This is a genomic window from Peptoniphilus ovalis, assembly GCF_018919265.1.
Lineage (GTDB): Bacteria > Bacillota > Clostridia > Tissierellales > Peptoniphilaceae > Peptoniphilus_A > Peptoniphilus_A ovalis.
In genome coordinates this window covers 268,016-292,685 of record NZ_JAHLQO010000001.1, presented here as the reverse complement: position 1 = coordinate 292,685, position 24,670 = coordinate 268,016, and the positions used below count along the sequence as shown (strand labels likewise).

General features: G+C 30.3%; 27 protein-coding genes. 18 read left to right on the top strand and 9 right to left on the bottom strand.

Going from position 1 to position 24,670, the window contains the following annotated elements; genetic code table 11:
• From gyrB to dnaA, 5 genes are all read right to left on the bottom strand, one after another.
• Positions 1 to 1,920, bottom strand: a complete 1,920-nt coding sequence (gyrB, locus tag KQI68_RS01330; protein ID WP_216548238.1) for a DNA topoisomerase (ATP-hydrolyzing) subunit B — start codon at positions 1,918 to 1,920, stop codon at positions 1 to 3.
• A 14-nt stretch (positions 1,921 to 1,934) separates the two neighbouring features.
• The gene (recF, locus tag KQI68_RS01325) at positions 1,935 to 3,011 is read right to left on the bottom strand and encodes a DNA replication/repair protein RecF (protein WP_216548237.1); all 1,077 of its coding nucleotides are present in this window, start codon (positions 3,009 to 3,011) and stop codon (positions 1,935 to 1,937) included.
• Positions 3,008 to 3,220, bottom strand: coding sequence for a S4 domain-containing protein YaaA (gene yaaA / locus KQI68_RS01320; protein ID WP_216548236.1), 213 nt, complete (start codon positions 3,218 to 3,220; stop codon positions 3,008 to 3,010). Before yaaA ends, recF begins: the two co-directional genes overlap by 4 nt.
• 2 nt (positions 3,221 to 3,222) lie before the next feature.
• Positions 3,223 to 4,317: a DNA polymerase III subunit beta gene (gene dnaN / locus KQI68_RS01315; RefSeq protein WP_216548234.1), complete on the bottom strand. Its 1,095-nt coding sequence runs from the start codon at positions 4,315 to 4,317 to the stop codon at positions 3,223 to 3,225.
• A gap of 147 nt (positions 4,318 to 4,464) precedes the next feature.
• Positions 4,465 to 5,814 (bottom strand): chromosomal replication initiator protein DnaA, encoded by a 1,350-nt coding sequence (gene dnaA, locus KQI68_RS01310; protein WP_216548232.1) that lies wholly within the window; start codon positions 5,812 to 5,814, stop codon positions 4,465 to 4,467.
• A gap of 434 nt (positions 5,815 to 6,248) precedes the next feature.
• Here dnaA and rpmH point away from each other — a divergent pair, with 434 nt between their 5' ends.
• The 12 genes from rpmH (at position 6,249) to KQI68_RS01250 (ending at position 15,708) form a co-directional block, all read left to right on the top strand.
• Entirely contained in the window at positions 6,249 to 6,383 is a 135-nt protein-coding gene (rpmH, locus tag KQI68_RS01305) for a 50S ribosomal protein L34 (protein ID WP_216548230.1), read from the top strand.
• Between the two features lie 8 nt (positions 6,384 to 6,391).
• Entirely contained in the window at positions 6,392 to 6,727 is a 336-nt protein-coding gene (gene rnpA, locus KQI68_RS01300) for a ribonuclease P protein component (protein ID WP_216548228.1), read from the top strand.
• Positions 6,724 to 6,939, top strand: coding sequence for a membrane protein insertion efficiency factor YidD (gene yidD / locus KQI68_RS01295; RefSeq protein WP_216548226.1), 216 nt, complete (start codon positions 6,724 to 6,726; stop codon positions 6,937 to 6,939). Before rnpA ends, yidD begins: the two co-directional genes overlap by 4 nt.
• Positions 6,940 to 6,957: 18 nt before the next feature.
• Positions 6,958 to 7,689, top strand: a complete 732-nt coding sequence (locus KQI68_RS01290) for a YidC/Oxa1 family membrane protein insertase (RefSeq protein ID WP_216548225.1) — start codon at positions 6,958 to 6,960, stop codon at positions 7,687 to 7,689.
• Positions 7,686 to 8,576 carry an RNA-binding cell elongation regulator Jag/EloR gene (gene jag, locus KQI68_RS01285; protein ID WP_216548224.1) on the top strand — a complete coding sequence of 297 codons (891 nt, stop codon included), beginning with the start codon at positions 7,686 to 7,688 and terminating at the stop codon, positions 8,574 to 8,576. Before KQI68_RS01290 ends, jag begins: the two co-directional genes overlap by 4 nt.
• A 79-nt stretch (positions 8,577 to 8,655) precedes the next feature.
• The gene (mnmE, locus tag KQI68_RS01280; protein WP_216548223.1) at positions 8,656 to 10,035 is read left to right on the top strand and encodes a tRNA uridine-5-carboxymethylaminomethyl(34) synthesis GTPase MnmE; all 1,380 of its coding nucleotides are present in this window, start codon (positions 8,656 to 8,658) and stop codon (positions 10,033 to 10,035) included.
• 6 nt (positions 10,036 to 10,041) lie between these two features.
• Positions 10,042 to 11,949 carry a tRNA uridine-5-carboxymethylaminomethyl(34) synthesis enzyme MnmG gene (gene mnmG / locus KQI68_RS01275; protein WP_216548222.1) on the top strand — a complete coding sequence of 636 codons (1,908 nt, stop codon included), beginning with the start codon at positions 10,042 to 10,044 and terminating at the stop codon, positions 11,947 to 11,949.
• On the top strand, positions 11,936 to 12,631 hold the full coding sequence (gene rsmG / locus KQI68_RS01270) for a 16S rRNA (guanine(527)-N(7))-methyltransferase RsmG (protein WP_216548221.1): 696 nt from the start codon (positions 11,936 to 11,938) through the stop codon (positions 12,629 to 12,631). Before mnmG ends, rsmG begins: the two co-directional genes overlap by 14 nt.
• A 172-nt stretch (positions 12,632 to 12,803) precedes the next feature.
• Positions 12,804 to 13,565, top strand: a complete 762-nt coding sequence (locus tag KQI68_RS01265) for a ParA family protein (protein WP_216548220.1) — start codon at positions 12,804 to 12,806, stop codon at positions 13,563 to 13,565.
• On the top strand, positions 13,552 to 14,400 hold the full coding sequence (locus tag KQI68_RS01260; RefSeq protein WP_216548219.1) for a ParB/RepB/Spo0J family partition protein: 849 nt from the start codon (positions 13,552 to 13,554) through the stop codon (positions 14,398 to 14,400). Before KQI68_RS01265 ends, KQI68_RS01260 begins: the two co-directional genes overlap by 14 nt.
• 4 nt (positions 14,401 to 14,404) lie before the next feature.
• On the top strand, positions 14,405 to 15,295 hold the full coding sequence (locus tag KQI68_RS01255; RefSeq protein ID WP_216548217.1) for a PhzF family phenazine biosynthesis protein: 891 nt from the start codon (positions 14,405 to 14,407) through the stop codon (positions 15,293 to 15,295).
• Positions 15,295 to 15,708: a hypothetical protein gene (locus KQI68_RS01250; protein WP_246541201.1), complete on the top strand. Its 414-nt coding sequence runs from the start codon at positions 15,295 to 15,297 to the stop codon at positions 15,706 to 15,708. Before KQI68_RS01255 ends, KQI68_RS01250 begins: the two co-directional genes overlap by 1 nt.
• A 303-nt stretch (positions 15,709 to 16,011) precedes the next feature.
• Here KQI68_RS01250 and KQI68_RS01245 read toward each other — a convergent pair whose 3' ends face one another.
• Positions 16,012 to 16,344 carry a phage holin family protein gene (locus tag KQI68_RS01245; protein ID WP_216548215.1) on the bottom strand — a complete coding sequence of 111 codons (333 nt, stop codon included), beginning with the start codon at positions 16,342 to 16,344 and terminating at the stop codon, positions 16,012 to 16,014.
• A gap of 260 nt (positions 16,345 to 16,604) precedes the next feature.
• On the opposite strand from KQI68_RS01245, the gene KQI68_RS10475 reads away from it, so the two are divergent.
• The 4 genes from KQI68_RS10475 to KQI68_RS01225 all read left to right on the top strand — a co-directional run bounded on the left by KQI68_RS10475 (position 16,605) and on the right by KQI68_RS01225 (position 20,203).
• Complete coding sequence (locus KQI68_RS10475) at positions 16,605 to 18,014, top strand: Y-family DNA polymerase (RefSeq protein ID WP_216548214.1); 1,410 nt, start codon at positions 16,605 to 16,607, stop codon at positions 18,012 to 18,014.
• Entirely contained in the window at positions 18,014 to 18,358 is a 345-nt protein-coding gene (locus KQI68_RS01235; RefSeq protein ID WP_216548212.1) for a hypothetical protein, read from the top strand. The genes KQI68_RS10475 and KQI68_RS01235 overlap by 1 nt, the downstream gene beginning before the upstream one ends.
• The gene (locus KQI68_RS01230; RefSeq protein WP_216548210.1) at positions 18,355 to 18,702 is read left to right on the top strand and encodes a DUF5960 family protein; all 348 of its coding nucleotides are present in this window, start codon (positions 18,355 to 18,357) and stop codon (positions 18,700 to 18,702) included. The genes KQI68_RS01235 and KQI68_RS01230 overlap by 4 nt, the downstream gene beginning before the upstream one ends.
• A 163-nt stretch (positions 18,703 to 18,865) precedes the next feature.
• Positions 18,866 to 20,203, top strand: a complete 1,338-nt coding sequence (locus KQI68_RS01225; RefSeq protein WP_216548208.1) for an MATE family efflux transporter — start codon at positions 18,866 to 18,868, stop codon at positions 20,201 to 20,203.
• 30 nt (positions 20,204 to 20,233) lie between these two features.
• Here KQI68_RS01225 and KQI68_RS01220 read toward each other — a convergent pair whose 3' ends face one another.
• Positions 20,234 to 20,653, bottom strand: a complete 420-nt coding sequence (locus KQI68_RS01220; protein WP_216548206.1) for a histidine kinase — start codon at positions 20,651 to 20,653, stop codon at positions 20,234 to 20,236.
• Between the two features lie 111 nt (positions 20,654 to 20,764).
• On the opposite strand from KQI68_RS01220, the gene KQI68_RS01215 reads away from it, so the two are divergent.
• Positions 20,765 to 21,640 carry a DUF4300 family protein gene (locus KQI68_RS01215; protein WP_216548204.1) on the top strand — a complete coding sequence of 292 codons (876 nt, stop codon included), beginning with the start codon at positions 20,765 to 20,767 and terminating at the stop codon, positions 21,638 to 21,640.
• Between the two features lie 43 nt (positions 21,641 to 21,683).
• On the opposite strand, the gene KQI68_RS01210 is transcribed toward KQI68_RS01215, so the two are convergent.
• Positions 21,684 to 22,418, bottom strand: a complete 735-nt coding sequence (locus KQI68_RS01210) for a gamma-glutamyl-gamma-aminobutyrate hydrolase family protein (protein WP_216548202.1) — start codon at positions 22,416 to 22,418, stop codon at positions 21,684 to 21,686.
• A 51-nt stretch (positions 22,419 to 22,469) separates the two neighbouring features.
• The gene (gene ygiD, locus KQI68_RS01205; protein ID WP_246541215.1) at positions 22,470 to 23,216 is read right to left on the bottom strand and encodes a 4,5-DOPA-extradiol-dioxygenase; all 747 of its coding nucleotides are present in this window, start codon (positions 23,214 to 23,216) and stop codon (positions 22,470 to 22,472) included.
• A gap of 125 nt (positions 23,217 to 23,341) precedes the next feature.
• Between ygiD and KQI68_RS01200 the strand changes: the two genes are divergently transcribed.
• Complete coding sequence (locus KQI68_RS01200; RefSeq protein WP_216548198.1) at positions 23,342 to 24,664, top strand: MATE family efflux transporter; 1,323 nt, start codon at positions 23,342 to 23,344, stop codon at positions 24,662 to 24,664.
• The last annotated feature ends 6 nt before the right edge of the window (positions 24,665 to 24,670 follow it).

Genomic DNA, 24,670 nt, shown 5'->3' with positions numbered 1-24,670 from the left:
CTAGGCATCTATATAATCTGCATAAACTGCATTTTCTGTGATAAATTCTCTTCTCGGTTCAACTTCTGTTCCCATTAAGATTGAGAAAGTATCATCTGCTTCTGACAAATCTTCAATATTAACTTTTAGAAGAAGTCTGTTGTCTGGATTCATTGTAGTTTCCCAAAGTTGTTCTGAGTTCATTTCTCCAAGACCCTTGTATCTTCTAATATTGAATTTAACATTGTCCTTTTCGTATTCCTTAACTGCAAGTCTGAGTTCCTTTTCATTGTGGCAATATCTAAGGATTTTAGTTCCCTTTTCAATACCATAAAGTGGAGCTTGAGCTACATATACATGGCCTTCTTCAATTAAAGGTCTCATATATCTAAAGAAGAATGTGAGAAGAAGTGTCATAATGTGAGCACCATCGACGTCGGCATCGGTCATGATTATGATTTTGTCATAACGAAGTTTTGATATGTCAAATTCTTCTCCAATTCCTGTTCCAAAGGCAGTAATCATTGCTCTAATTTCAGATGAGTTAAGCATTTTATCAAGTCTTGCCTTTTCAACATTCATAATCTTACCTCTAAGTGGAAGTATTGCTTGGAATTCTGAATTTCTTCCGTCCTTTGCAGAACCTCCGGCAGAATTACCTTCGACTAGGAATATTTCATTTCTCTCAGGTTCATCATTTTGACAATCTGCAAGTTTTCCTGGAAGAGTCATTGTCTCTAAGTTGTTTTTCTTTCTAGTTAAGTCACGAGCTTTTCTAGCTGCTTCTCTTGCACGTCTTGCTGAAAGTGCCTTATCTAGTATTTGTTTTCCAACTCTTGGATTTTCTTCTAAGAATATTGCTAAATCTTCTGATAGGACTGAATCCACAACTCCTCTTGTTTCGGAGTTGCCAAGTTTTCCCTTAGTTTGTCCTTCGAATTGTGGATCTGGAAGTTTTACAGAAATTACTGCAGAAATTCCTTCTCTAACATCTTCACCAGATAGATTTTCTTCTTTTTCCTTTATAATATTATTTTTTCTACCATAATCATTTAAAGTTCTAGTAAGAGCAGATCTAAATCCTGATAAATGAGTTCCACCTTCTTCAGTATTTATATTATTTGCAAAAGATAAAACTACTTCTGAATATGAATCAGTGTATTGAATTGCAATTTCTACTGCTGTTTCTTCTTTTACTTCATCTATATAAATTATTTCATCGTGGATTGGCTTTTTCTTTTTATTGATGTATTCAACAAAGGATTTAATTCCACCTTCATAGTGATAAACTTCTCTTAAATCATCTCTATCATCTATAAATTCAATTTTTATTCCCTTATTAAGAAATGCCATTTCTCTAAATCTCTTTGAAAGAGTTTCAAAAGAAAATTCAACAGTTTCAAAAATTGTATCATCTGGTTCAAAATAAATTGTTGTACCAGTGTCGTCTTTTTTAACCTCTCCAACAACTTCAAGTTCAGTTACAGTTTTTCCTCTAGAAAATTCCTGTCTATAAACTTTTCCATCTCTTTTAATAGTTGCTATGAGTTTATTGGAAAGTGCGTTTACAACAGATACACCTACACCGTGTAGACCCCCTGATACCTTGTATGCAGAGTTATCAAACTTACCGCCGGCGTGAAGTATTGTAAGTACTGTTTCAACAGTTGATTTGCCAGTTTGTGGATGCTTGTCAACAGGAATACCTGAACCATTATCTTCAACCTCCACACTGCCATCTTTATTTATTCTTATAATTATGTGATCGCAAATTCCAGCAAGTGCCTCGTCAATTGAGTTATCTACAATTTCATAAACTAAGTGATGTAGACCTCTAGGACCTGTGGAACCAATATACATCCCAGGTCTTTTTCTTACGGGATCAAGCCCTTCTAAGACCTGTATGTCCGATGCGTCATAATGTCTATCATTATTTGCCATTTTTTCTCCTATTCTTAAAATATGATTTCGCCCTTATTAATCTTATAAAATTTGGCATCAATTTTTTTTAAATTTTCATCTAATTCTGTAGTTGTTATAAATGTCTGTAAATCCTTTAGTGAATCTAAAAAATATTTGCTTCTAGCTCTATCAATTTCTGAAAAAACATCGTCTAATAAAAGCAAAGGCTTTATTCCGTAACTAGTTTTTATAATATCAGCTTCAGAAAGTTTAAGACTTAATACTACACTTCTTTGCTCACCTTGAGATCCAAAAGATTTTGAAGAAAGTTTATTTATCTTAAAATCTAAATCATCTCTGTGAGGACCAATTGTTGTATATCTCTTCTCCATATCCCTTTTAATTGAAGATTTTATGAGATTTAGATAATTATTCATAAGTTCCTTTTCATCTAAAACCACTGGTACAGTTGAAAGATAAGTGATGTTTAGCTCATCATTTGACATATTTTTATAATGAATTTTTGCAAATTCATTAAGCTTTTTAATTGCTCTAAGCCTCATGATAATAATCTTAGTACCAGTTTTTGCAATCTCTCTGTCATACACATCTAAGAGATTTTTATCCATACTGATTTTTAAAAGCTTATTTCTTTCAAATAGAAGCTTCCTATATCTACTCATGTAAAAATCATAATTTAGGTCAATATTGCTCATTAAATCATCTAAAAAACTTCTCCTATTGCTTGGAGAATATTTAATCATATTTAAGTCGCTTGGATCAAATAGAACCGCAAATCTTGATTTTCTATATTCCTTTGCATTTACCTTTTCATCATTTATGAATAATTTTTTGTTGTCAAAATTTGAAATCTCAACTCTGTAATCATCTTCATAGGATCCACTTTCATATTTTGAGATTATACTCGAGCTAAATTCATCTACATTTATGAGTTCTCTGTCTTTTGAATTTCTAAAAGAATTTCCTTTAACAGACATATAAATTGATTCAATTAAATTAGTCTTTCCTGAAGCATTTAAACCATGAAGTATATTTATTTTATCATAAGGAATGAAATCTAAACTTTTGTAATTTCTAAAATTAAAAAGTCTTAGATATTTGAGTTTCATCTTTCACCAATTTTAAATTCATTTCCATCAAAACTTATAATATCTCCAGGATATAACTTTTTGCCTCTTCTAGTTTCAATTTCTCCATTGACACTTACATATTCATCTAATATAAGGTTTTTGGCTTCTCCACCAGTTTGACAAATTCCCGCTAATTTTAAGAAGGAATCAAGTTTTATAAATTCACTTTCAATTTTTATAATTTCCATTTTTACCCCGCAAGTCTAACTGGTAGCACTAGATATATATAAGAAGCATCATCAGTTTCTGTAATAATTAGTGGATTTACAGAATCTGTAAAGTTTAGATTAATTTCTTCTGCTTCTAAAATCTTAACTCCATCTAAGATATATCTTGAGTTAAATGCAATATCTAAAGTGTTGTCGTGTTCTGATGACTTAACTTTTTCAAATACATCTCCAATTTCAGAATTACTCTTAATATCAATGTGAGAATTTTCTACATTTAATTTGATAAGATTTGCTCTATCTTCTCTTGCAAGAAGTGATGCTCTTTCAACTGCAAGTTGAAATTCCTTTCTCGATACAGATGTTGAGATGCTGTGTTCATCTCGAAGAAGAGCAGTATAGCTAAAGAATTCTCCACTTAAAAGTGTTGAATAAAATACAGTATCTCCAAACTTAAATACAATATTATTTCTTGAAATATTTATGCTTATATCTTCATCATCTTCAATAATTTTTACAAGTTCATTAAGTGATCTTGCAGGAATAATTATTGATTCTTCAATTCCAGTTTGCTTTTCTAATTTTTGAATTGCCATTCTAAATCCATCTAGTGCAACGAAATTAATATAATCTCTTCTTATATCCATAAATACACCAGTAAATACAATTCTTGATTCATCTGTAGAAACTGCAAAAGTAGTTTTCTTTACTATATTTTTAATATCTTTTGCAGAAATTTTAATCTCAGTATTTTCTTCTACTCTTGGAAGATCTGGATATTCATCGGCCTTTTGTGTGGATAAGTTAAATATTGAATCTCCACATTTTAAATTCATATTATAATTTTCTATATTTATATCTATAATGTCATTTTCAAGTTTTCTAACAATATCTCCAAATAGTCTAGAGTTAATTACAAAATCTCCTTCTCTTTCAACTATTGCAGAAAGTCTTGTTTCTATGCTTATTTCAGTATCAGTTGCAGTTAATATTAAAGTATTTTCTTTTGCTGATATTTTTATGCCTTCAAGTATTTGCATAGTTGTTCTTTGAGAAATTGCTTTCTGCACTATTTGTATATGCTTAGCAAGTTCTTTTCTATTAACCTTTATTAGCATTTTTTCCTCCTAGAAAATAGTATATTAAATAGTAATAGTAGTAGGGGCTGTGAATTTGTGGATAAGTCCCTATAATTAATAATCTTTCAAAGAATTAAATATTGATATCTTGTGGATAACTTTCTGGGTTATTGAGATTTATCCACATTATGATTTTATTTCTTTTATTAAGTTTGTTATTTCTATTTTAAAAATCGGATCACTTTCTAAGTCAGCACTAATTTTATCATAGGCATGAATTACAGTTGAGTGATCGCGTCCTCCAAAGACATCGCCAATCTTAGGCAAGCTTAAATCTGTAAGCTCTCTTGTTATATACATTGCAATTTGTCTTGGATAGGCTATTTGTTTTGTTCTCTTCCTTGAATTTAAATCATCTACTGTAAGTCCGTATTTTTTAGCAACTTCAGATTTAATATATTCTCCAGTGATTTTCTTCTTATTAGTAGTTTCGTAAATATCTCTTAAAACAATTGCTGCAGATTCAACTGAAATTTTACCTGAAGTTAGCTTAGAATAGGCCATAACTCGTGATAATGCACCTTCTAATTCTCTAATATTACTTCTAATATTTTCTGCAATAAATGTAAGCACTTCTCCATCAATTTCAAAACCTTCAGAATCAGCCTTATTTCTCAAGATTGCTATTCTTGTTTCTAAATCAGGAGGTCCAATATCTACTACAAGACCCCAAGCAAATCTTGAAATCAACCTTTCCTCAAGACTTTTTATATCCTTTGGAGGTTTATCTGATGTGAGAACTATTTGCTTATTTTGCTCGTGAAGTTCGTTAAATGTGTGGAAAAATTCCTCTTGAGTCCTGTCTTTATCAGCTATGAACTGAATATCATCAATTAAGAGTAGATCAACTTTTCTGTACTTATTTCTAAATTCTTCATTTTTATTTGTCTGAATGGAATTAATAAGCTCATTAGTAAATTGTTCACTAGTGACATATAAAATTTTCTTAGTTGGGTCTTGATCCAATACGAAATGACCAATGGCATGCATTAAGTGGGTTTTTCCAAGACCTACTCCACCATAGATAAATAAGGGATTTGAGAAAGCATTTTGAGGATTGTCGTAATTTTCTGAAACTGCAAGAGCAGCTGCATGAGCAAATTCGTTACTTTTGCCTACGACAAATGTATCAAATACATATTTTGGATTTAATCTAGAAGCGTTTAAAAACTTTGTATTTGCAAGCCCTGTTGGCTCTACATTATCTGCTTCATCTTCTGAAATAATATTTATGTCAAAATCTATCCCTGTGATTTCTTTTAAAGCTTCAAAAACAAGGTCAAAATGTCTTTTATTATTTGCAAGATAATCTCTTATAAATGGTGAAGGAACTGTAATTACAATACTTTTACTGTCATAGTCGATTTTCTTAGGAAGCATTCTAGAAAACCAAGTTGAGTATGTAACTTGGGACATGGATCTTTTTTCAAGCTCTTTTAAGAAAGATTCCCACATCATGGAAAGTTCTCTATCCATATTTCCTCCTTATATTTATATTATTAACAATTAAAAAATTGTTGATAAATTCTTATGTATAATTTTATCTACAAAGTTAATAAAAATGTGGATAATTAACTTATAAACAAGGCTTTTATTTAGAAAATGTGAATAAATTATTAAAAAAATCTCATATTTTACAAAAAACAGAAAAATAAAAATAAAATTATCAACAAGTTATTAACAGATTGTGAATAACTTTACTTATAAACAATTTTATTTCTATCTACATACATATAAAATTTATCCACATACATTTTAACAAATTGGAGATGACTTATCAACAACTTGAACTTTATATGACTTTTAGATTTTAGGATTTTATCTGTATAAAAATATGAAAAAACCCTTATTTTACTTGACATTAGAAGCATTTGTAAATAAAATATTAAGAATGGAAAGAGGTGAGAAATGTGAAGAGAACTTATCAACCAAAGAACAAACAAAGAAAAAGAGAACATGGTTTCCGTGCTAGAATGAGAACTAGAGCAGGAAGAGCAGTTCTAAAGGCAAGAAGAAGAAAAGGTAGAAAGAGACTTTCAGCTTAAGGTTTAAAATGAAGGATTGTTATTTAAAAAAGAACAGTGAATTTCAAAGAGTTTATGCCAAGAAAAATATATCTGGATCGAGATATATTACACTTTTTACTGCAAAAAATTCTTTTAACTATCCTAGATGTGGTATTACTACTACTAAAAAAATAGGAAATGCTGTTAAGAGAAATTTTGTGAAGAGAAGATTAAAACATATTATAAGAGAAAATTCTGACAAATTATCCAATGGAATGGATTATGTATTTGTGGTGAAAAAAGATGCCCCTGAGGCAGACTTTAAAGATTTTAAAAATTCTTTTTTCTCTGTTTTAAAAAGGCAAAAGAAGGTGAAAAGATGAAGAGAGTTTGCATGATTTTGATTAGATTTTATCAAAATGTCATTTCTAGATATCTTTTACCTGGCAGACACTGTAGATTCACACCTACATGTTCACAATACAGTTATGAAGCCTATGAAAAATATGGTTTTTTTAAGGGAACTTATTTAACTATTAGAAGAATCCTTAAATGCCATCCCTTTCACGAAGGTGGTTACGATCCTCTCATTTAATATTGGGGGAAAATTTTAATGAGTGCAATTAGTTCAATTTTAGGCTCATTTGTAAAGTTAATTTATGATATGCTTGCAAATATTATGCCTAGTGAACCAGCTAGTATTTCATTTTTTGCTCTTTCAATAATAATTGCTACAATTATTATTAAACTTTTAATTTTGCCACTTAATATTTCTCAAATGAGAAATCAAAAGAAAATGGCAAAACTTCAACCGGAGATGCAAAAGTTACAAAAGAAATATAAAAATGACCCACAAACTCTAGCTGCAAAACAACAAAAACTTTATAAAGATGCTGATTATAATTTGGCTGGTGGATGCCTTCCAATGATTATCACTATGGTAGTTTTAATCGCGTTTTATAGAGTTTTCTTAAGTCCACAAACCTTTATTTTTAAAGAACCAGGCTTATATGAGTCTATTAGTAAAAACTTTTTCTATATTCCGAATATAGATAATCCAGATCCTACATTGATTATGCCAATTGTATCTGCATTTACTACATTTTTAGTAAGTTTTATTTCTATGAAAAACCCTGCTACTCAAGGTGCAGGAGCAGATCAAGCTAAATCAATGATGAGCACTATGATGATAGTTATGCCAATTTTAATTTTTTCAATGGCTAGAAGATACGCAGCAGGACTTGTTATCTATTGGACAGTTTCAAATTTATTTTCAATTGTTCAACAATTTATAACAAACAGGATTGTAGAAGAAGAAGTTGAAGAGGTTATGGATAAAAAATGAGTTATGTAATAAAAACGGCAAAGTCCGTAGATGAAGCAGTAAGTCAGGCTCTTAAAGAATTAAATATTTCAAGAGAAGATGCTAAAATAGAAATCCTAGACGAAGGTCAAAAAGGATTTTTAGGACTAATTGGTTCTAAAGATGCTACTGTTAAAGTTACTTCTACTAAAGATGAAACAGAAAGCATATTAAACGAAATATTTAGTGAAAATATAGAATCAGAGGAGAGCCAACAAGCAGTTCAAAATGATGAACTTAAAATCGAAAACAATGATATTTCTATAAATAATGAAGATGATTTTACTAATAATTTAGAAACAGAAGAAATTGTCGAAGTAAATAAAATTGATGCAGAAGAAAATTATGAAAACTACAAATCAGAAGAAATTACATCTGAAGATAGTGAAAAAGATTATGACGAAGATGAAGTAATTCTTGAAACTGCAAGAGAATTTATTTCTAAACTTCTAGAGACTTTAGAACTTGAAAATATTGTTGAAATGGAACTTGTTTCTGATACTTTAAATGTAAATATCAATGGAGACGAAAGTAGACTTGGTATTTTAATTGGTAAAAGAGGCGTTACATTAGATTCCATTCAATACATTTTAAATCTTTTAGTAAATAAGAAATCTTCAAGATATATAAGAGTTAGCTTAGATTCCAGCGGTTATAGGGAAAAGAGAAAACACACTCTTGAAGAGTTAGCTGAAAAAATGGCTAGAAAAGTTGTTAAATCTGGAAGACCTATAAAGCTTGAACCTATGAATTCTTATGAAAGAAAGATAATTCACACTAAACTTCAAGATTTTGATGGTGTGCTTACTCATTCTGAAGGAAGAGATCCTTTTAGAAAAGTAGTAATTCAAAAAGAAAGAGAATATTAATTTTTAAGGCTTTTATAAATTAAAAGCCTTCTTTTTTATTTAGGCTAATTGTAGTATTATGATTAAAAGGACTGATTCAATGGAAAATTTAAAGGATACTATTGCCGCTATCTCAACTGCAATTGGAGAAGCAGGAATTGCTATAGTGAGAATGAGTGGCGACGATTCAATTGAAATAATAGATAAGGTATTTAAAGGTGTTAGCCAAAAGAGCATGGCAGAATTTGAAAACAGAAAATTTGCCTATGGTCATATTTATGATGGAGATAAAATTATAGATGAGGTTTTAGTTGTAAAGATGAAAGGACCTCACTCTTATACTGCAGAAGATATTGTAGAGGTTCACTGCCACGGCGGTGTTGTAGCAGTTAAAAGAATTTTAAATCTTCTATTATCTAAGGGAGCAAGACTTGCTGAAAGGGGCGAGTTCACCAAGAGAGGTTTTTTAAATGGTCGTATTGACCTTGCTCAAGCTGAAGGTATAATAGATATGATTAAATCCAAGACTGAAACTTCCTTTGATATGGGGCTTAATCAGTTAAATGGAGAGCTAAGTAGAGTTTTAAATAATATGATTGATGAGCTTATTTCAATGCAGGCTCTAGTCGTTGCAAATATTGACTTCCCTGAAGATGATATTGAAAATGCAACTTATGACAGTCTAGATGAAAGATCGCAAAAGATTTTAGATAAAATTGATAATCTTTTAGATAATTCTAAAAATTCAAGACTTTTAAGGGATGGAATAAATACAGTTATATTGGGCAAACCAAATGTTGGAAAAAGTTCACTTTTAAATGGACTTTTAAAATACGACAGAGCCATTGTAACTGATATTGCAGGAACTACAAGAGATGTAATTGAAGATTATATAAATCTTGATGGAGTCCTCTTAAAAATCACTGACACTGCAGGAATTAGAGAAACTGATGACCAAGTTGAAAAAATTGGTGTAAATATTGCAAGAGAAAAGTTAAAAGAAGCAGATCTTGTAATTGCAATTTTTGACTTATCTCGCGAATTTGATTCAGATGATGAAGAAATTTTAAACTTAATTGAAAATAAAAAATATATAGTTATCCTAAATAAGGATGATTTAGAACAAAAGATTACTGATGAAGAAATAAAAAATCATTTTGGAGATGATTATTTGAGACTTTCTGTCATGGAAAATGAGTCTATTAAAAAAATCGAAAAGCTAATTATAGATTTATTCTTTGACGGAGAAATAGTCATTTCTTCTGATGCAACACTATCTAATCTAAGACATGTAAATGCCCTAAAAGATGCAAAAGAAGACCTAATTGAGGTTAGAAATGGCATTGACAGAAAGGAATTCTTAGACTTAATTGAAGTTGATATTGAAAATGTAATTGGCCATATTTCTGAAATTACTGGAACTATAACTACAGAGGATATTTTAGACAGAGTATTTTCAGAATTTTGTATTGGAAAGTAGGTATTAATGGCAGATATTAAATATTTTGAAGCTGGAGACTTCGACACTATTGTAATTGGAGCCGGCCATGCTGGAAGTGAGGCAGCTCTTGCAAGTGCAAGGCTTGGAGCAAAAACCTTACTTTTATGTATAAATTTAGATTCAATCGCCCAAATGAGTTGTAATCCGAATATAGGTGGAACTGGAAAGGGACATCTTGTTCGTGAAATTGATGCATTGGGCGGAGAAATGGCAATAAATATAGACAAGACCTTTATTCAATCAAAGATGTTAAATAGCTCTAAAGGTCCAGCCGTTCACTCACTTAGAGTACAAGCTGACAAGAGAAAGTATCATGAAGAGATGAAAAGAGTCTTAGAAAATGAAGAAAATCTATACCTTGTAGAAGATGAAGCTGTTAGAATTTTAAGAGATGGCAATAAAATCACTGGAGTTCTCACAAGAAATGGCTGTAAATACAACACTAAGACAGTTGTAGTTTGTACTGGAACTTATCTTAAAGCTAGAATCTTTATGGGTGAAGTAAATTATTCATCAGGACCAAGTGGATTTGGACCAGCAAATCATCTTTCTCAAAGCTTAATTGAAGATTTTGGAATGAAACTTCAGAGAATGAAGACTGGAACTCCAGCGAGAGTTTTAAGAAAATCAATAGATTTTTCAGTAATGGTTGAGCAACCTGGAGATGAAGAAATAATTCCATTTTCATTTTTAAATATTGATAAAAACTTAGATAAAGAGCAAGAACTTTGTCACTTAACATACACTACTCCTAAATGCCATGAAATTATTAGAGATAATATAGAAAGATCTGCATTGGCACTTGGAGATATTGAAGGAAAAGGACCTAGATATTGTCCTTCTATTGAAGATAAAGTAATGAGATTTTCCGACAGAGACTCACATCAAGTTTTTATTGAACCAGAAGGACTAACTACTGATGAAATGTATATTCAAGGTGTTTCTTCTTCCCTACCAGTTGAAGTGCAACAACAATTTTATAAAGAAATTATAGGTCTTGAAAACTGTAAAATTTTAAGACCTGCCTATGCAATAGAATATGATGCAATTGATGCAACACTTCTAAAGAGAAGCTTAGAGCATATGGACTTTGAAGGACTTTTCTTTGCAGGACAAATCAATGGCTCAAGTGGATACGAAGAAGCAGGTGCTCAAGGGATTATAGCAGGAATTAACGCTGCGAGAAAAGTTAAGGGCGAAGATGAATTTGTATTAGACAGATCTGAAGCTTACATTGGAGTTTTAATTGATGATTTAGTAACTAAGGGAACTCGCGAGCCATATAGAATGATGACTTCAAGAGCTGAATATAGATTAACCTTAAGACAAGACAATGCTGATTTAAGGCTTACAGAAAAGGGTCGTGAAATTGGACTTGTAAGTGATGAAAGATATGAAGGTTATATATATAGAAAAGAAGAAATTAATAAAGAGATTGAAAGAATTAAAAAGATTAAAATTAATCCTACAAGAGAAAATAATGAAATTTTAAAATCTCTTGGATCAACGGAAACTCAAAATTCCTTTACTCTATATGAAATGATTAAAAGACCAGAACTTGATTACAATAAATTACGAGTTTTTGACCCAGAAAGACCTGATGTGAGACCTGATATTATAAGAAATATTGAAATCGAGATAAAATATGAAGGATATATTGAAAAGCAAGAGATAAAAATTAAACAGTTTAAAAAGCTTGAAAACAAAAAATTATCCCAAGATTTGGATTATAAATCAATTGATGGACTAAGAATTGAAGCAAGAGAAAAGCTATCTGATATTAGGCCAGAATCAATTGGTCAAGCTTCTAGAATTACTGGAGTTTCCCCTGCTGATATAAATGTACTTCTTATATATCTTGAACAAATGAGGAGAAAAAATGAAGCTAATTGACTATTTTAAAGATTATGATTTAGATACGAAAAATATTGATAAATTTGAGGAGTATAAAAGATTAATTTTAGAATACAATGAGCATACTAATCTCACAAGAATAACTGAAGAAGATGAATTTAATGTAAAGCACTTCCTAGATTCACTTTCAATATTAAAATCAGGAGTAATTAAAGAAGGCCTTAAAATAATCGATATAGGAACTGGAGCTGGATTTCCTGGGATGCCTGTTAAGATATACAACGAGAATTTAGAGATAACTCTTCTTGATTCTTTAAGAAAGAGAATTGATTTTCTTAATGGAGTAATTGAAAAGTTAAAACTAGATAATATTATTGCAGTTCACGAAAGAGCTGAAGAAGCGGCAAGAAACGAAAAGTACAGAGAAAAATATGACATAGCACTTTCGAGAGCTGTTGCAAACCTAGCAACTTTATCCGAATATACTTTGGGCTTTGTAAAAGTAGGCGGATATTTTATTTCTCAAAAGGGTCCAGAATATAAAGAAGAAATAAAAGAAGCAGAGAATGCAATCAAGACTATGGGTGCTGAGATTTCTGATATTATAAAAGTCAATCTTCCAGATGAGATAGACCATTATTTAATAGTGATAAAAAAAATTAAACCAACTCCAAAGAAATACCCAAGAGGCGGAGGGAAACCTAGAAAACAGCCATTATAATAAAAAGCTCTACGTAGAGCAAAATATTTAAAAGTAAAATGCTCCACGTGGAGCATTTTTTTATGTTAACTTAAATGCTCTACATAGAGCATTAATTTTTTTATTTTCTCTATTTGTATTTAAAAGTTTTTCTAAACATGTTATTATATTTCTTATAGAAATGAGGTAAGATATGTCTGTTGTAATTACAGTTTTTAATCAAAAAGGCGGTGTTGGAAAGACTACAACCGTTGTAAATACAGGAGCTGCCCTTGCTCAAAAAGGCAAAAAAGTTCTAGTAGTAGACATGGACCCACAGGGTAACTCTACTTCAGGACTTGGACTTTATGAATTTGACAATATGATTTATGATTTTATAATTGATGAAAATAAGGAAACAATTTATAAAACTAATACTAAAAACTTAAATATAATTCCTTCAAATAGGGAATTTGCTGGTGTTGAGCTTGAACTTTCACAGCTTGAAAACTGGCAATTTAGATTAAAGAAGGTATTAGATGAAGTAAAAGAAGATTATGACATCATTATAATAGACTCGCCTCCATCTCTTGGAGTACTTTCAATAATGTCTCTTGTAGCAAGTGATAAAATCTTAATACCAGTACAATCTGAATACTATGCATTAGAAGGAGTAAGTCAGTTAATCGACACAATTACATTAGTTAGAGAAAACTTTAATCCAAATTTAAATATATTGGGAGTTTTAATTTGCATGTTTGACTCTAGAAATAATCTTTCTAATTCTGTAGTTGATGAGGTAAATAACTTTTTTAAAGATAAAGTATTTAAGACAAAAATACCAAGAAATGTTAGACTTGCAGAGGCACCAAGTTTTGGCAAAAGTATTTTAGAATATGATAAATTCTCAAGGGGTGCGTGGGCATATAAGAAGCTTGCAAAGGAAATCATAGGTGAATTAGATGACAAGAAGTAAAGGACTTGGAAGAGGAATAGGAAATTTTTTGACATCAAGTGAAAAATTAAAAGAAGTTATAGATTCAGATAATTCATCTCTACTTGAAATTGATATTGATAAAATAAGTCCCAATGTCAATCAACCTAGAAAGAGATTTGATGAAGCAGAAATTAAAGAGCTTGCTAAATCTATTGAAAAATACGGAATTATTCAACCACTTCTTTTAAAGAAAAAAGATGACAAATACGAAATTATAGCAGGAGAAAGAAGATATAGAGCTGCAATTATTGCAAAGCTTGATACAGTTCCTGCAATAATTAGAGATGTATCTGAAGATATATCTGATAGAATTGCAATTATAGAAAATATCCAAAGAAAAGACTTAAACCCAGTTGAAGAAGCCATGAGTTATAGACATTTATTAGATTCACAAGACTTAACACAACAAGAACTTGCTTCAGAAATTGGAAAAAGTAGACAATATGTAGGAAATACTATTAGGCTTTTAAAGCTCGATCCCAGAGTTTTAAAATTATTAGAAGAAGGACAAATCTCTCCATCACATGGAAAGAATCTCCTTTCTATTAAAGATGGAGATGAACAGTATAAGGAAGCTCAAAAGATTGTAAAACACGCCCTTCCAGTTAATGACAATGAAAAGAAATCTACTAAGAAAAAATCTAGAAGTGTAGTAAAAGATATCTATCTAGAAGACATAAAGACTGAAATATCTCGTAAATTTGGTACTAAAGTAGATTTTAAAAAGAAGGGTAAAGTTGGAAAAATCGAGATAGAATATTATGGTGAAGAAGATCTTTCAAGAATTATAGACTTATTATTGGAGAGGCAGTGATTAGATGAAGAGATTTTATACATGTTATTTAGTTTCAGCTTTTTCTGACAGAGCATTTATGGGAAACTCCACTGGTGTAATTATAGATGACACAAATTTAACTGATGAAGAAATGCAAAATATTGCAAAGGACATCAATCAATCTGTAGTAGTATTTGTGACAGAGCTTGACAGAGATAGATACTCTACAAGGTTTTTCACACCTAATGAAGAAATAAAATTATGTGGCCATGCAACTATTGCAACATTTTATGCACTTGCAGAAAATGAATATATAAAGCCACTAGATTCTGGAATTAAAAAAATTATCCAACACACAAATATTGGCAAAATACCAGTAGAATTGGAATATTCAAATCACAAGACACAAAACATCTATATGAATCTAGAAATCAAATTAAAAGAGGATTTTGAAGACAAAAATCGAGTTCTTGAAATTTTAGGAATAAAAGAAGAAGATTTAGGATTTGAAATTTGTGGAACTTGCAATATTGAAAAAATTTCAACTGGAACTTGTGATATATTAGTACCTGTGAAAAATGAAAAAGTTCTGTCTTCTATAAATATCAATAGAGAAAAAGCTCTTAAGCTTTGCAAAGAAGAAGATATAATCTCACTTCATGTATTCACAACAAGTGATGGTAAAAATGTAAAACAGAGAACTTTCTCTCCTATTATTGGAGTTGATGAAGAATTTGGAAGCGGAACATCTACAGCTGCGACAATGCACTATCTACATTCTAATAATGTCACAGACGAAAAAGAGATTTTTTCAACTCAGGGAAATTATATAGGTAGGACATCTAAGGTTGTGGCAAATATAAAAGATAATGATAAGCTCGTTAGAGTCGGTGGAAGAGCTTACGTATTTATGAATGGAGTACTTTATTTATAATGAGAAGAAAAAAGAGAGGTAATAAATCAAGAATTGTTATAATTCTATTTTTTATAGTGCTTCTATTTCTTGGCGTAAATTTAATCTCATCGCGCAATAAAATCGTAGATATCAATCCAAAAGATGTGGATTATGTAGAAATAATTGGTTTTAAAACTGGAAATATGAAGACAATAAATGACAAAAGAAGTGTAGAAAAAATAGTTAAAAATTTAAATAAATTGAGGGGAAAACAGGCAAATAAAGACACAAATGCAGAGATTACAAATTATATAAATGTGTATTTTACAAGTGGAAACAAGATTTCCTTTGTAAAAACTGGACTTACCCTAAGAGTTAATAATATTTATTACAATATTAGTTCAAGAAATTCGAGAATAATTGAAAATATAATAGAAGATTTTGGAAGATAGAAATATCTTCCTTTTTTATTATTAATTTTTTTTATAAGTATCTAATCTAGAGTTTAATTTATTAAACCTAATTATTAGTTATAAATTTATAAAATAAGCAAAAATCATATCTCAAATAATGTGGATAAAGTTGGTGAAGTTTAATATTTATCCACAAAACAAAAATATTTTAATATATTTATAATGAAAATGCCATAAATTATCAAAAATAGTCCACAAATGTGAATAAATATCAAAAATTGTGGATAACTTTTAGTAATTTATGGCATTAAAAAAGGCTCGATTTATTCGAGCCTTTTATCATTACATAACTTTTTTATCTGCTGGTAAGAAAGAATCAACAATACCAAGAATTGCTGCACCAATAACTGCACCAATAACTGATACATTAAATCCATCTACAAAACGTCCTGTAATATAAAGAATTATAGCTGCTACTATAAATCCTACAGCACCTCTACCAAAAGGTGATGCATCTATACCAGTAAATTTATTAATCGCCCAATCAAGTATTCCGATCACGATAGCTACCCAAGCTGCAGTCATAAATCCATCGACTTGCACGCCAATTGATAAAGCTGATGTGATTAGAATTGCAATAGCACTTACTATAATTTTTACAATTAAATTAATCATTTCGCTTCCCCCTTAATCTTTTCATTCAATATATAACCAATATTAAGTATATTAAACATTCATTAAAAAATAAGGTTTTTTACAAATTTAAATCAAACATAAATCAGAAATAAGAACAAAGTTTTAAAAATATATTTATTTTTCATTAATTCCATTGCATTTTTATAGAAATTGACCTACAATAATGTTAAACAAACTGTTGTTCATATTTAAATATTAAGTTTAAATATATTTTTAAATTTTTGTTTAAGGAGGAAGTTATGGGTATTATTGATTATTCTTTAGAGCCTAAATCTGATATTGCTTTTGTTGATATTAAGTCATTTTATGCCAGTGTTGAATGCGTAAAGAGAAATCTAGATCCACTAACTACTTCTCTTTGCGTCATGAGTAGGAGCGAGCACAGCAATGGATTAATACTTGCAAGCTCTCCTACTTTTAAAAAAGTATTTGGCAAAAATAATGTTGGAAGAGCAAGAGATCTCCCCTTTGATATAGACACTAGAGAGTTTAGCTTTGAAAATGCAAGGAGTCAAAATATTGAAATCACAAAGGAATATATAAAACATGTACAAAAATGGGCAGAAAATACATTAATTGTACCGCCTCGCATGGTTCTATATATCGAAGAAAATTTAAAAATACAAAAAGTTTTTCAAAATTATGCACCAAATGAAGATATCCATCCCTATTCTATTGATGAAGGCTTTATTGATCTTACAAAGAGCCTCGATTATTTTATTAGGGATAAATCTATGGATAGAAGGAGAAAGCTTGATTTAATTTCTGAGAGAATTCAACACGAAATTTGGAAAAAGACAGGAGTCTACTCAACTGTTGGAATGAGCAATGCAAATCCACTTCTTGCAAAGCTTGCCCTTGACAATGAAGCCAAAAAGACAAGGACTATGAGGGCAAATTGGTCCTACGAAGATGTTGAAAACAAGGTTTGGAGTATTGGTGATCTTACAGATTTTTGGGGAATTGGAAAAAGAATGAAAAAGAGGTTAAATAATCTCTATATTTATAGCGTAAAGGACCTTGCAAATTACAATCCAGATATTTTAAAAAATGAGCTTGGAGTAATTGGACTTCAGCTTTGGTTTCATGCCAATGGAGTTGATGAATCTAAGCCATCTATTCCATATAAGCCAAAGTCTAAAGGTCTTGGAAATTCACAGGTACTTCCAAGAGATTATAAAAGCCAATATGAAATTGAAATTGTGCTAAGAGAAATTGCAGAGCAAGTTGCCATAAGAATTAGAAGAATTAAGAAAAAGGCATCAGTTGTGGCGATTTATGTTGGCTTTTCCTATGGGGAGAATAAAAATTCAATTAATGCGAGAAGGACAATTAACCCAAGTCAGTCAACTAAGGTACTTTGCAGCGAAGTTATCAAACTATTTCGCGAAAAATACGATGGAGGATCTGTTAGAAATCTCGGTGTTAGTTATGATAATTTAGTTGACGAATCTCGTACAATCTTTAATTTTTTCGATGACATTGCAAAAATCGAAAAAGAAGAAAAACTTGATAGAGCCATTGATGAAATTAGAAATAGATTCGGATTTACCTCTGTTCAAAGGGCAACTTCACTTGTAGAAGGGTCTCGTGTAATCGAAAGAAGTAAGTTAATTGGCGGACATTGCGGTGGAATGGATGGTACATAATGGCTAAAAGAGATTATCTTCCCTACAAATCTGCAAGAGAATACGTAGATAGAGGCATGGCAAAGTGGATGGGATTTTTTATTTCAGAGCATACAACGGCACTAAATCATATGGGTGATGAAATAGATATATCGGAGCAAATGAGCGATGAAGAAATTCTCATCTTAATAACTCAGGTTTATATCAACAAACTTAAAATTATGATTTATACAAATGTTAGACAAGAGCCCTTTATTGGCAAAATAGAAGAAATTATAGATACAAATATTTATCTAAGTGGAGATGAGCCCAAGTACATTTCATTTAGTGAAATTATTAGAATAATACTTATGGAGGAACTATGAATGAATTAGAAAAAAATAGTGTTCAATTTGATTATTTCTCTAGGAATTATGCTAAATTTGAGGAGGATTTTTATAAATTTGCAAATATAAATATTCCACTTACATTTTTAGCCGATGATTTACTTCAACACATGGTTTCCACACATCACGAGTACTTTAGATTAAATGCGAAAAATTCTAAAGACTTTAAGGATCACTATTTTGTATTTAGAAAAATCGAAAGTAAGGAAAACAAAAATATATGTCAATTTGAATACCTTGGGCATTTATCGGCAATTGAGTTTTTTAAATTCTCTTCAAGAGTGTCTAAGGATAGGGATTTAGATAAAAATCAAAAGAAATAAACTTTTCAAAACTTGACTTTCATTTTTAATTTAATATATAATAGTAAAGCTTGCTCGGAGGGCAAATTATTCTATGAAATAATTAGCTGGATAAGGCAACAGATTGAGATATCTGTTTCTTATCCAGCTTTTTTAATTTTATTTTATATTTTTAGGAGGATTTATGAATTTTCTTACTGATAAAATTAAACCAATGTATTTAAAATATCTTTATGCTGCCTTTGGCAGTGCACTTATATCTTCAATCTATGGAATCGTTGATATGGCAATGGTTGGAAGATATCAAGGACCAGATGGTACAGCTGCTCTTGCAATTGTAAGCCCTGTGTGGAATATAATTTACAGTTTAGGACTTCTCATGGGAATTGGAGGATCAGTTTACTTTTCCATTTTAAGAGGAAGGTCCGAAGAATATCACAAGAAGTCAAATGAGTACTTTACAGCATCTTTAATAGGTGTTTTATTTTTGTCAATTTTGTCTTGGATAGGAATTATATTTTTTGACAGCGAACTTTTAAAATTTTTTGGCTCTAATGATGAACTTTTGCATCTTGCAAAAAGTTATCTATTCCCAATAAAATTTGTAGTTCCATGCTTTTTATTTAACCAATTTTTGGCAGCATTTTTAAGAAATGATGGAAACCCTGTTCTTGCAACAAGAGCAGTGTTATTCGGTGGAATTTTCAATGTAATAGGAGACTATTTCTTTGTATTTACACTTGATATGGGAATAATGGGAGCTGGACTTGCAACTGCAATTGGATCAGTCCTTTCTTTTTTAATGATGTTAAGACATTTTAGAAGTGAAAAGAATTCTCTTGAAATTAAAAAGCCGGAGAAATTATTAACAATGATAAAAGAAATAACTGAGACAGGATTTTCAACTTTTTTCATAGATATAGCCATGGGAATTTTAACAATATTTTTCAACAGACAGATTTTAAAATATCTTGGAACAAGTGAGCTTTCAATTTATGGAGTTATTATAAATATATCAACCTTTGTTCAGTGTTGCGCATACAGCATTGGCCAAGCTTCACAGCCTATAATATCTGCAAATTTTGGTGCTGAGAATGAAAAGAGAATAAGAGAAACTTTAAAATATTCTTTAATAACGGCGGCATTTTTTGGAATAGCTTGGACTCTTGTAATAGAGTTATTCCCAAATTTATTTATAAATATATTTATGAAACCAACAGAAGAAATATTAAAATTAGCACCCGCTATTTTATCAAGCTATGGAATCTCCTTCTTGCTTCTTCCCTTTAATATTTTCTCAACATATTATTTTCAAGCGATTATGAAGCCGAGAACTTCCTTTATAGTTTCTGTTGCAAGGGGCGCGCTTATAAGCGGAATTTTAATCTATATACTTCCAACTGTATTTGGACCAAACTCAATTTGGTTTACAATGGTAATAACAGAGTTAATAGTTGCAATATATGTAGCTTATAAAATTAAGAGCTTTAATAATGAATTAAAAATTAAATTTAGCAAATAAAAAACAGCCCTAGAGCTGTTTTTTAATGCATTAAATTATTTGAAAAAAATTTTTATCTTTTAAATTTTTAAAATTAACTTTATTATCATTAAATATTTTGCCATTAAAGGGAATTTCATAGCCAGTTCCCTTTCCAATATGTTTAAATTTTATAAAGACCTTGTTATTTTTCTCAATTACTTCAAAATCTTCTACTTCGCTCCATGGCATTAATAGAAAATCTCTTTTCATTGAATTTGAAATTTCCTTTTCATAAATCCCATCTTCATTAAAATTTATGACAAAAGTTCTCGTTGAATCAATGGTATAAAACAAGTCAGAAACCATTAATTTCAAGAGATTCTTACCAATGTTATCATGCTTAATAGCTACCATATAATTGTCTGTATTTTTAAATTCTTCATGTACTGCATATTTTATTTCTTTTTCGTCATTAAATAATAATCCCATAATGTCCTCACTTTAATTTATAAAATCACTTTAGATAATTTAAAATTGACAATGAATATTTTATTTGTCAATTTAATTCAATATAATTATTATATAAAAAAGAGGTAGATTATGAAAAGATTTAAGATTTTAATTTTATTAGTAATTTCTTTATTTATATTTGCAGGATGTAATAAAGATAGGACAGAAGCACTGGAATCAGTAAAGATTTCAAATATTGCTACAAGTAAAGACAGAGATATTGTAAAGCTATATCTAAAAGATGCAGGTATTAGTGAAGAAATAATCGAAGAATTTTTAAAAAATGTTTTTGACTACAATATTTTTGTAAATCATAAACTTCCCTTTGCAGATGGATTTACTGAGGTAAAAGACTTTAAAGTTGATTACAATGACACAGTCGATGAGTTTTATAAAAAAGAAAATAGAATTGGCTCAAATTGCAGAATTAATACCTATTTACTAGACAGAGAAAATATAAAAATAAATAGAAAACTTGAAGACAATTCAAGCATACTTGCCTTTGACAAAGCTTCAATTGAAAGTGAGTTTAGTGATGATTTTGATGAAACTAAAAAGAGCGAATTTCAGACACTTTTTGCACCAGTACCTGCAGCTGAAAGTGCAAATAAAGATGATCAAATAAAGAAAATCGAAGAAACTTTTAAAGAAAGAGGAATTTCCTTTGCTGATTCCAAGGCGAGAATGATAAATGTGTGGTTTCACGACAATAACGACATTGACGGAAATATTTTATTTATAGGCCATACTGGAATACTTGTGCCATATCAAAATAAATTAATGTTTATAGAAAAACTTTCTTTTAATGAGCCCTATCAAGCAGTAGTAGTAAAGAACGAAAGAGAACTCTCAGATTATTTGATGGGAAAATACGATGTCGAGTACAATCAAAATACAACAAGACCGTTTATAATGGACGGAATGAAACTTTTAAAAGACTTCAGACAAAATCCAAACAATAAGTAAAAATCCCTCCTATTGGAGGGTTTTAATAATTGCAAATTAATAATTAATTACATGAATTTATAAACTTTTCAAAAATCTTATTCATATCTTTGTTGTCATACATCATTTCAGGATGCCACTGAACTGCAAGCACAAACTTTTTATTTTCAAGAAAAACTGCTTCGACTAAGCCTTCTTCTGAAGTTGCAGCAACTTTTAAATTTCTTCCAAGTGTATTTATCCCTTGATGATGATAGGAATTTACCCAAGCTTCTTCCCTATTAAATATTTCAAATAGAGGAGAATTTTCTATTATTTTTATAGAATGAGATGCTTCGTTTCTATTAGAATTTGATAGAGAATGCTCTGGATAACCTGCAGTCTTTAAATCTTGATGAACAGTTCCTCCAAGGGTGATATTTAAAATTTGAAATCCTCTGCAAATTCCAAGAATAGGAATATCTTTTTCTAGAGCATATTGAGTGATGAAAATCTCGCAAGCATCTCTTAAATTGTCGAACTTTCCAGCCTTTCCACTATTTCTCTCGCCGTAAGTTCTCGGGTTTACATCATGACCACCTGATAGAATTATTCCGTCAAGTTTATCTATAATTTGAGTCAAGTCTTCAATATTTTTAAGGTTTGGAATAATAATTGGCACTGCTCCATTTCTTTCAACTGCTCTAATGTAGTCAGTTGCAAGCAGTTGCCAGTCTTGTCCTTCTGTTCCAATTTCTCCAACATCTTTTTGCGATATATCTTTAAGTGAATTAAGACTAATACCGATAATTGGTTTCATAAAATCCCCCATTTCTTCATACTTATATTTTATTTTTTTAAAACACAAATATCAATCAAAAATATAAGATGTCATAGAAAGTGAGCCTAATTCAAAACCTTCGCATAGAACGCTAGCATCTTTATTACTTGCTCCCAAAACGTACAACAAAGGGGCAAAATGGTCCATATAAGGTACAGAAAGATCAGCTATCTCACCATAGTTTTTATAATTTATAATATTTTCGTGATTCTTATTTAATATATCTTCTTTAATTTTTCTATCAAACTCTATTGCAAAGTCAAATCCACCTTTTTTATTGTAATCGACAAGTCTTAAATTGTGAACGACATTTCCACTGCCAAGAATTAATACTTTTTCATCTCTTAAATATTTTAATTTTTCTCCAAGCTCGTAGTGGTATCTTGCATCCTTAGTTGCATCAATAGAAATTTGAAAAACTGGAATATCTCTATTTGGATACATGTGATGTAAGACAGACCAAGTTCCATGATCAATTCCCCATGAATTGTCTATATCTATATTGAGTTTTTTACTAATTTCATCAGCAAGTTCTGGAGCACCAGGTGCGTCATAGACTATATCGTAAAGCTCTTTTGGAAATCCATACATATCATAAACTGTGCGAGGATTTGCTTCATTTGTTGTAAAAGACCCCTTAGTAAACCAATGAGCAGAAATAGAAAGTATTGCCTTTGGCTTTTCTATTTTTTCTCCAATTTCTTTCCATTTTTCTGTATAAACATTATTCTCTATAGCATTCATAGGAGATCCATGTCCTATGAAAATTGTAGGCATCTTCAAATAATCATCCTTCCATTATTTATTGTTTTATAATTTATTTATACCACTAAAGGCTGTGAAGTATGCTTCAATTGATAAAAATTTGCAGCTGATATATAATCCTTATATAGAGGTGTATCATGAGTCTTAAAAGACAATTTTTTAAGTTTGTAATACCGTCTATAATTGCCATGTGGGTTTTCTCAATATATACAATTGTAGATGGGTTTTTCGTTGCAAATTTTGCAGGAGAAAAGGAACTTTCTGCGATTACAATAGTAGTGCCATATGTCAATTTTTTATTTGCAATCGCAATAATTACAGGAGTTGGAGCCCAGACCATAATTGGCATGGAGCTTGGCAAGAAAAATCGAGACGAGGCAAATAAAGTTTTTACCTTTATACTCATCTTTATAATATTATTTTCAACAACACTTGCAATTTTGGGACTAATCTTTATAGATAAGATAATTTATTTTCTAGGAGCTGACTCCAGTTTATTTTATCTATCAAAAGATTATCTGTCAGTGATAATTTTATTCTCACCATTTTTTATAATATCCTATGCCTTTGAAGTGCTTGTAAAAGTCGACGGTTATCCAAGAACTGCAATAATTGGAGCATTGTCAGCTTGTATCACAAATATAATCTTAGACTATATATTTATAGATAAATTTAAAATGGGAGTAAGAGGAGCAGCTATCGCAACAGGAACTGCTCAGCTTTTGTCGGTAATAATATTTTGGATTCACTTTAGATCACATAAAGGTTATCTTAGAGTGGAAAAAATAAAGATGAGCCTAAAGGAAAGTATAAAATACCTTGAAAAAGTAGTAGCATATGGATTTGGAGAATTTATATCAGAGCTTAACACAGCTACAATAGTATTTATATTTAACACATTTATAATGAGATATCTTTCTTCGAACTTCATATCACCCTATGCAGTTATAAACTATATGTCCTTATTTGCAAACTCAACATTTCAAGGAGTTTGTCACGGCACGCTCCCACTTTTATCCTTCTACCATGGATCAAGAGAAGTGGAAAAAAGTAGAAAAATCGTAAATATGTCCTTTGCATTAATATTTGTAATTTCATTAATAATGTATGCAATATCTTTTTTTGGAGCAGAGACATTATTTAATATGTTTTTGGAAAATAAATCAATGATTGAATCATCAATTAGACCAATGAGAATTTATGCACTTATGTTTTTCTTAGCGGGACATAATTTATTTATAGCATCTATGGCATCAGCCATAGGAAAACCAAGATATTCAATAATAATAAATATGCTAAGAGGATCAGTTTGCATATTCCTTGCACTTTACCTTTGCGTGAAAATCTTGGGAACAAAATATTTATTCTACGGAGCAATAATATCAGAAGCCATAGTATTTATGCTTTCAATTTATTTTTACAGTAATATTAAAAAAGATAGCAGTATATATAAATTATAAAAACCA

Excerpts from the sequence above, each read along its gene's own strand:
- KQI68_RS01220 (WP_216548206.1), bottom strand. The coding sequence starts at position 20,653 with ATGGGATTATTATTTAATGACGAAAAAGAAATAAAATATGCAGTACAT.
- KQI68_RS01210 (WP_216548202.1), bottom strand. The coding sequence starts at position 22,418 with ATGAAACCAATTATCGGTATTAGTCTTAATTCACTTAAAGATATATCG.
- KQI68_RS01255 (WP_216548217.1), top strand. The coding sequence starts at position 14,405 with ATGAAGAGATTTTATACATGTTATTTAGTTTCAGCTTTTTCTGACAGA.
- KQI68_RS01225 (WP_216548208.1), top strand. The coding sequence starts at position 18,866 with ATGAATTTTCTTACTGATAAAATTAAACCAATGTATTTAAAATATCTT.
- yidD (WP_216548226.1), top strand. The coding sequence starts at position 6,724 with ATGAAGAGAGTTTGCATGATTTTGATTAGATTTTATCAAAATGTCATT.
- jag (WP_216548224.1), top strand. The coding sequence starts at position 7,686 with ATGAGTTATGTAATAAAAACGGCAAAGTCCGTAGATGAAGCAGTAAGT.
- KQI68_RS01250 (WP_246541201.1), top strand. The coding sequence starts at position 15,295 with ATGAGAAGAAAAAAGAGAGGTAATAAATCAAGAATTGTTATAATTCTA.
- KQI68_RS01260 (WP_216548219.1), top strand. The coding sequence starts at position 13,552 with ATGACAAGAAGTAAAGGACTTGGAAGAGGAATAGGAAATTTTTTGACA.
- mnmG (WP_216548222.1), top strand. The coding sequence starts at position 10,042 with ATGGCAGATATTAAATATTTTGAAGCTGGAGACTTCGACACTATTGTA.
- KQI68_RS10475 (WP_216548214.1), top strand. The coding sequence starts at position 16,605 with ATGGGTATTATTGATTATTCTTTAGAGCCTAAATCTGATATTGCTTTT.
- dnaA (WP_216548232.1), bottom strand. The coding sequence starts at position 5,814 with ATGGATAGAGAACTTTCCATGATGTGGGAATCTTTCTTAAAAGAGCTT.
- rnpA (WP_216548228.1), top strand. The coding sequence starts at position 6,392 with ATGAAGGATTGTTATTTAAAAAAGAACAGTGAATTTCAAAGAGTTTAT.
- ygiD (WP_246541215.1), bottom strand. The coding sequence starts at position 23,216 with ATGCCTACAATTTTCATAGGACATGGATCTCCTATGAATGCTATAGAG.
- rsmG (WP_216548221.1), top strand. The coding sequence starts at position 11,936 with ATGAAGCTAATTGACTATTTTAAAGATTATGATTTAGATACGAAAAAT.
- KQI68_RS01235 (WP_216548212.1), top strand. The coding sequence starts at position 18,014 with ATGGCTAAAAGAGATTATCTTCCCTACAAATCTGCAAGAGAATACGTA.
- dnaN (WP_216548234.1), bottom strand. The coding sequence starts at position 4,317 with ATGCTAATAAAGGTTAATAGAAAAGAACTTGCTAAGCATATACAAATA.
- mnmE (WP_216548223.1), top strand. The coding sequence starts at position 8,656 with ATGGAAAATTTAAAGGATACTATTGCCGCTATCTCAACTGCAATTGGA.
- gyrB (WP_216548238.1), bottom strand. The coding sequence starts at position 1,920 with ATGGCAAATAATGATAGACATTATGACGCATCGGACATACAGGTCTTA.
- yaaA (WP_216548236.1), bottom strand. The coding sequence starts at position 3,220 with ATGGAAATTATAAAAATTGAAAGTGAATTTATAAAACTTGATTCCTTC.
- KQI68_RS01200 (WP_216548198.1), top strand. The coding sequence starts at position 23,342 with ATGAGTCTTAAAAGACAATTTTTTAAGTTTGTAATACCGTCTATAATT.
- KQI68_RS01245 (WP_216548215.1), bottom strand. The coding sequence starts at position 16,344 with ATGATTAATTTAATTGTAAAAATTATAGTAAGTGCTATTGCAATTCTA.
- KQI68_RS01230 (WP_216548210.1), top strand. The coding sequence starts at position 18,355 with ATGAATGAATTAGAAAAAAATAGTGTTCAATTTGATTATTTCTCTAGG.
- KQI68_RS01290 (WP_216548225.1), top strand. The coding sequence starts at position 6,958 with ATGAGTGCAATTAGTTCAATTTTAGGCTCATTTGTAAAGTTAATTTAT.
- KQI68_RS01265 (WP_216548220.1), top strand. The coding sequence starts at position 12,804 with ATGTCTGTTGTAATTACAGTTTTTAATCAAAAAGGCGGTGTTGGAAAG.
- recF (WP_216548237.1), bottom strand. The coding sequence starts at position 3,011 with ATGAAACTCAAATATCTAAGACTTTTTAATTTTAGAAATTACAAAAGT.
- KQI68_RS01215 (WP_216548204.1), top strand. The coding sequence starts at position 20,765 with ATGAAAAGATTTAAGATTTTAATTTTATTAGTAATTTCTTTATTTATA.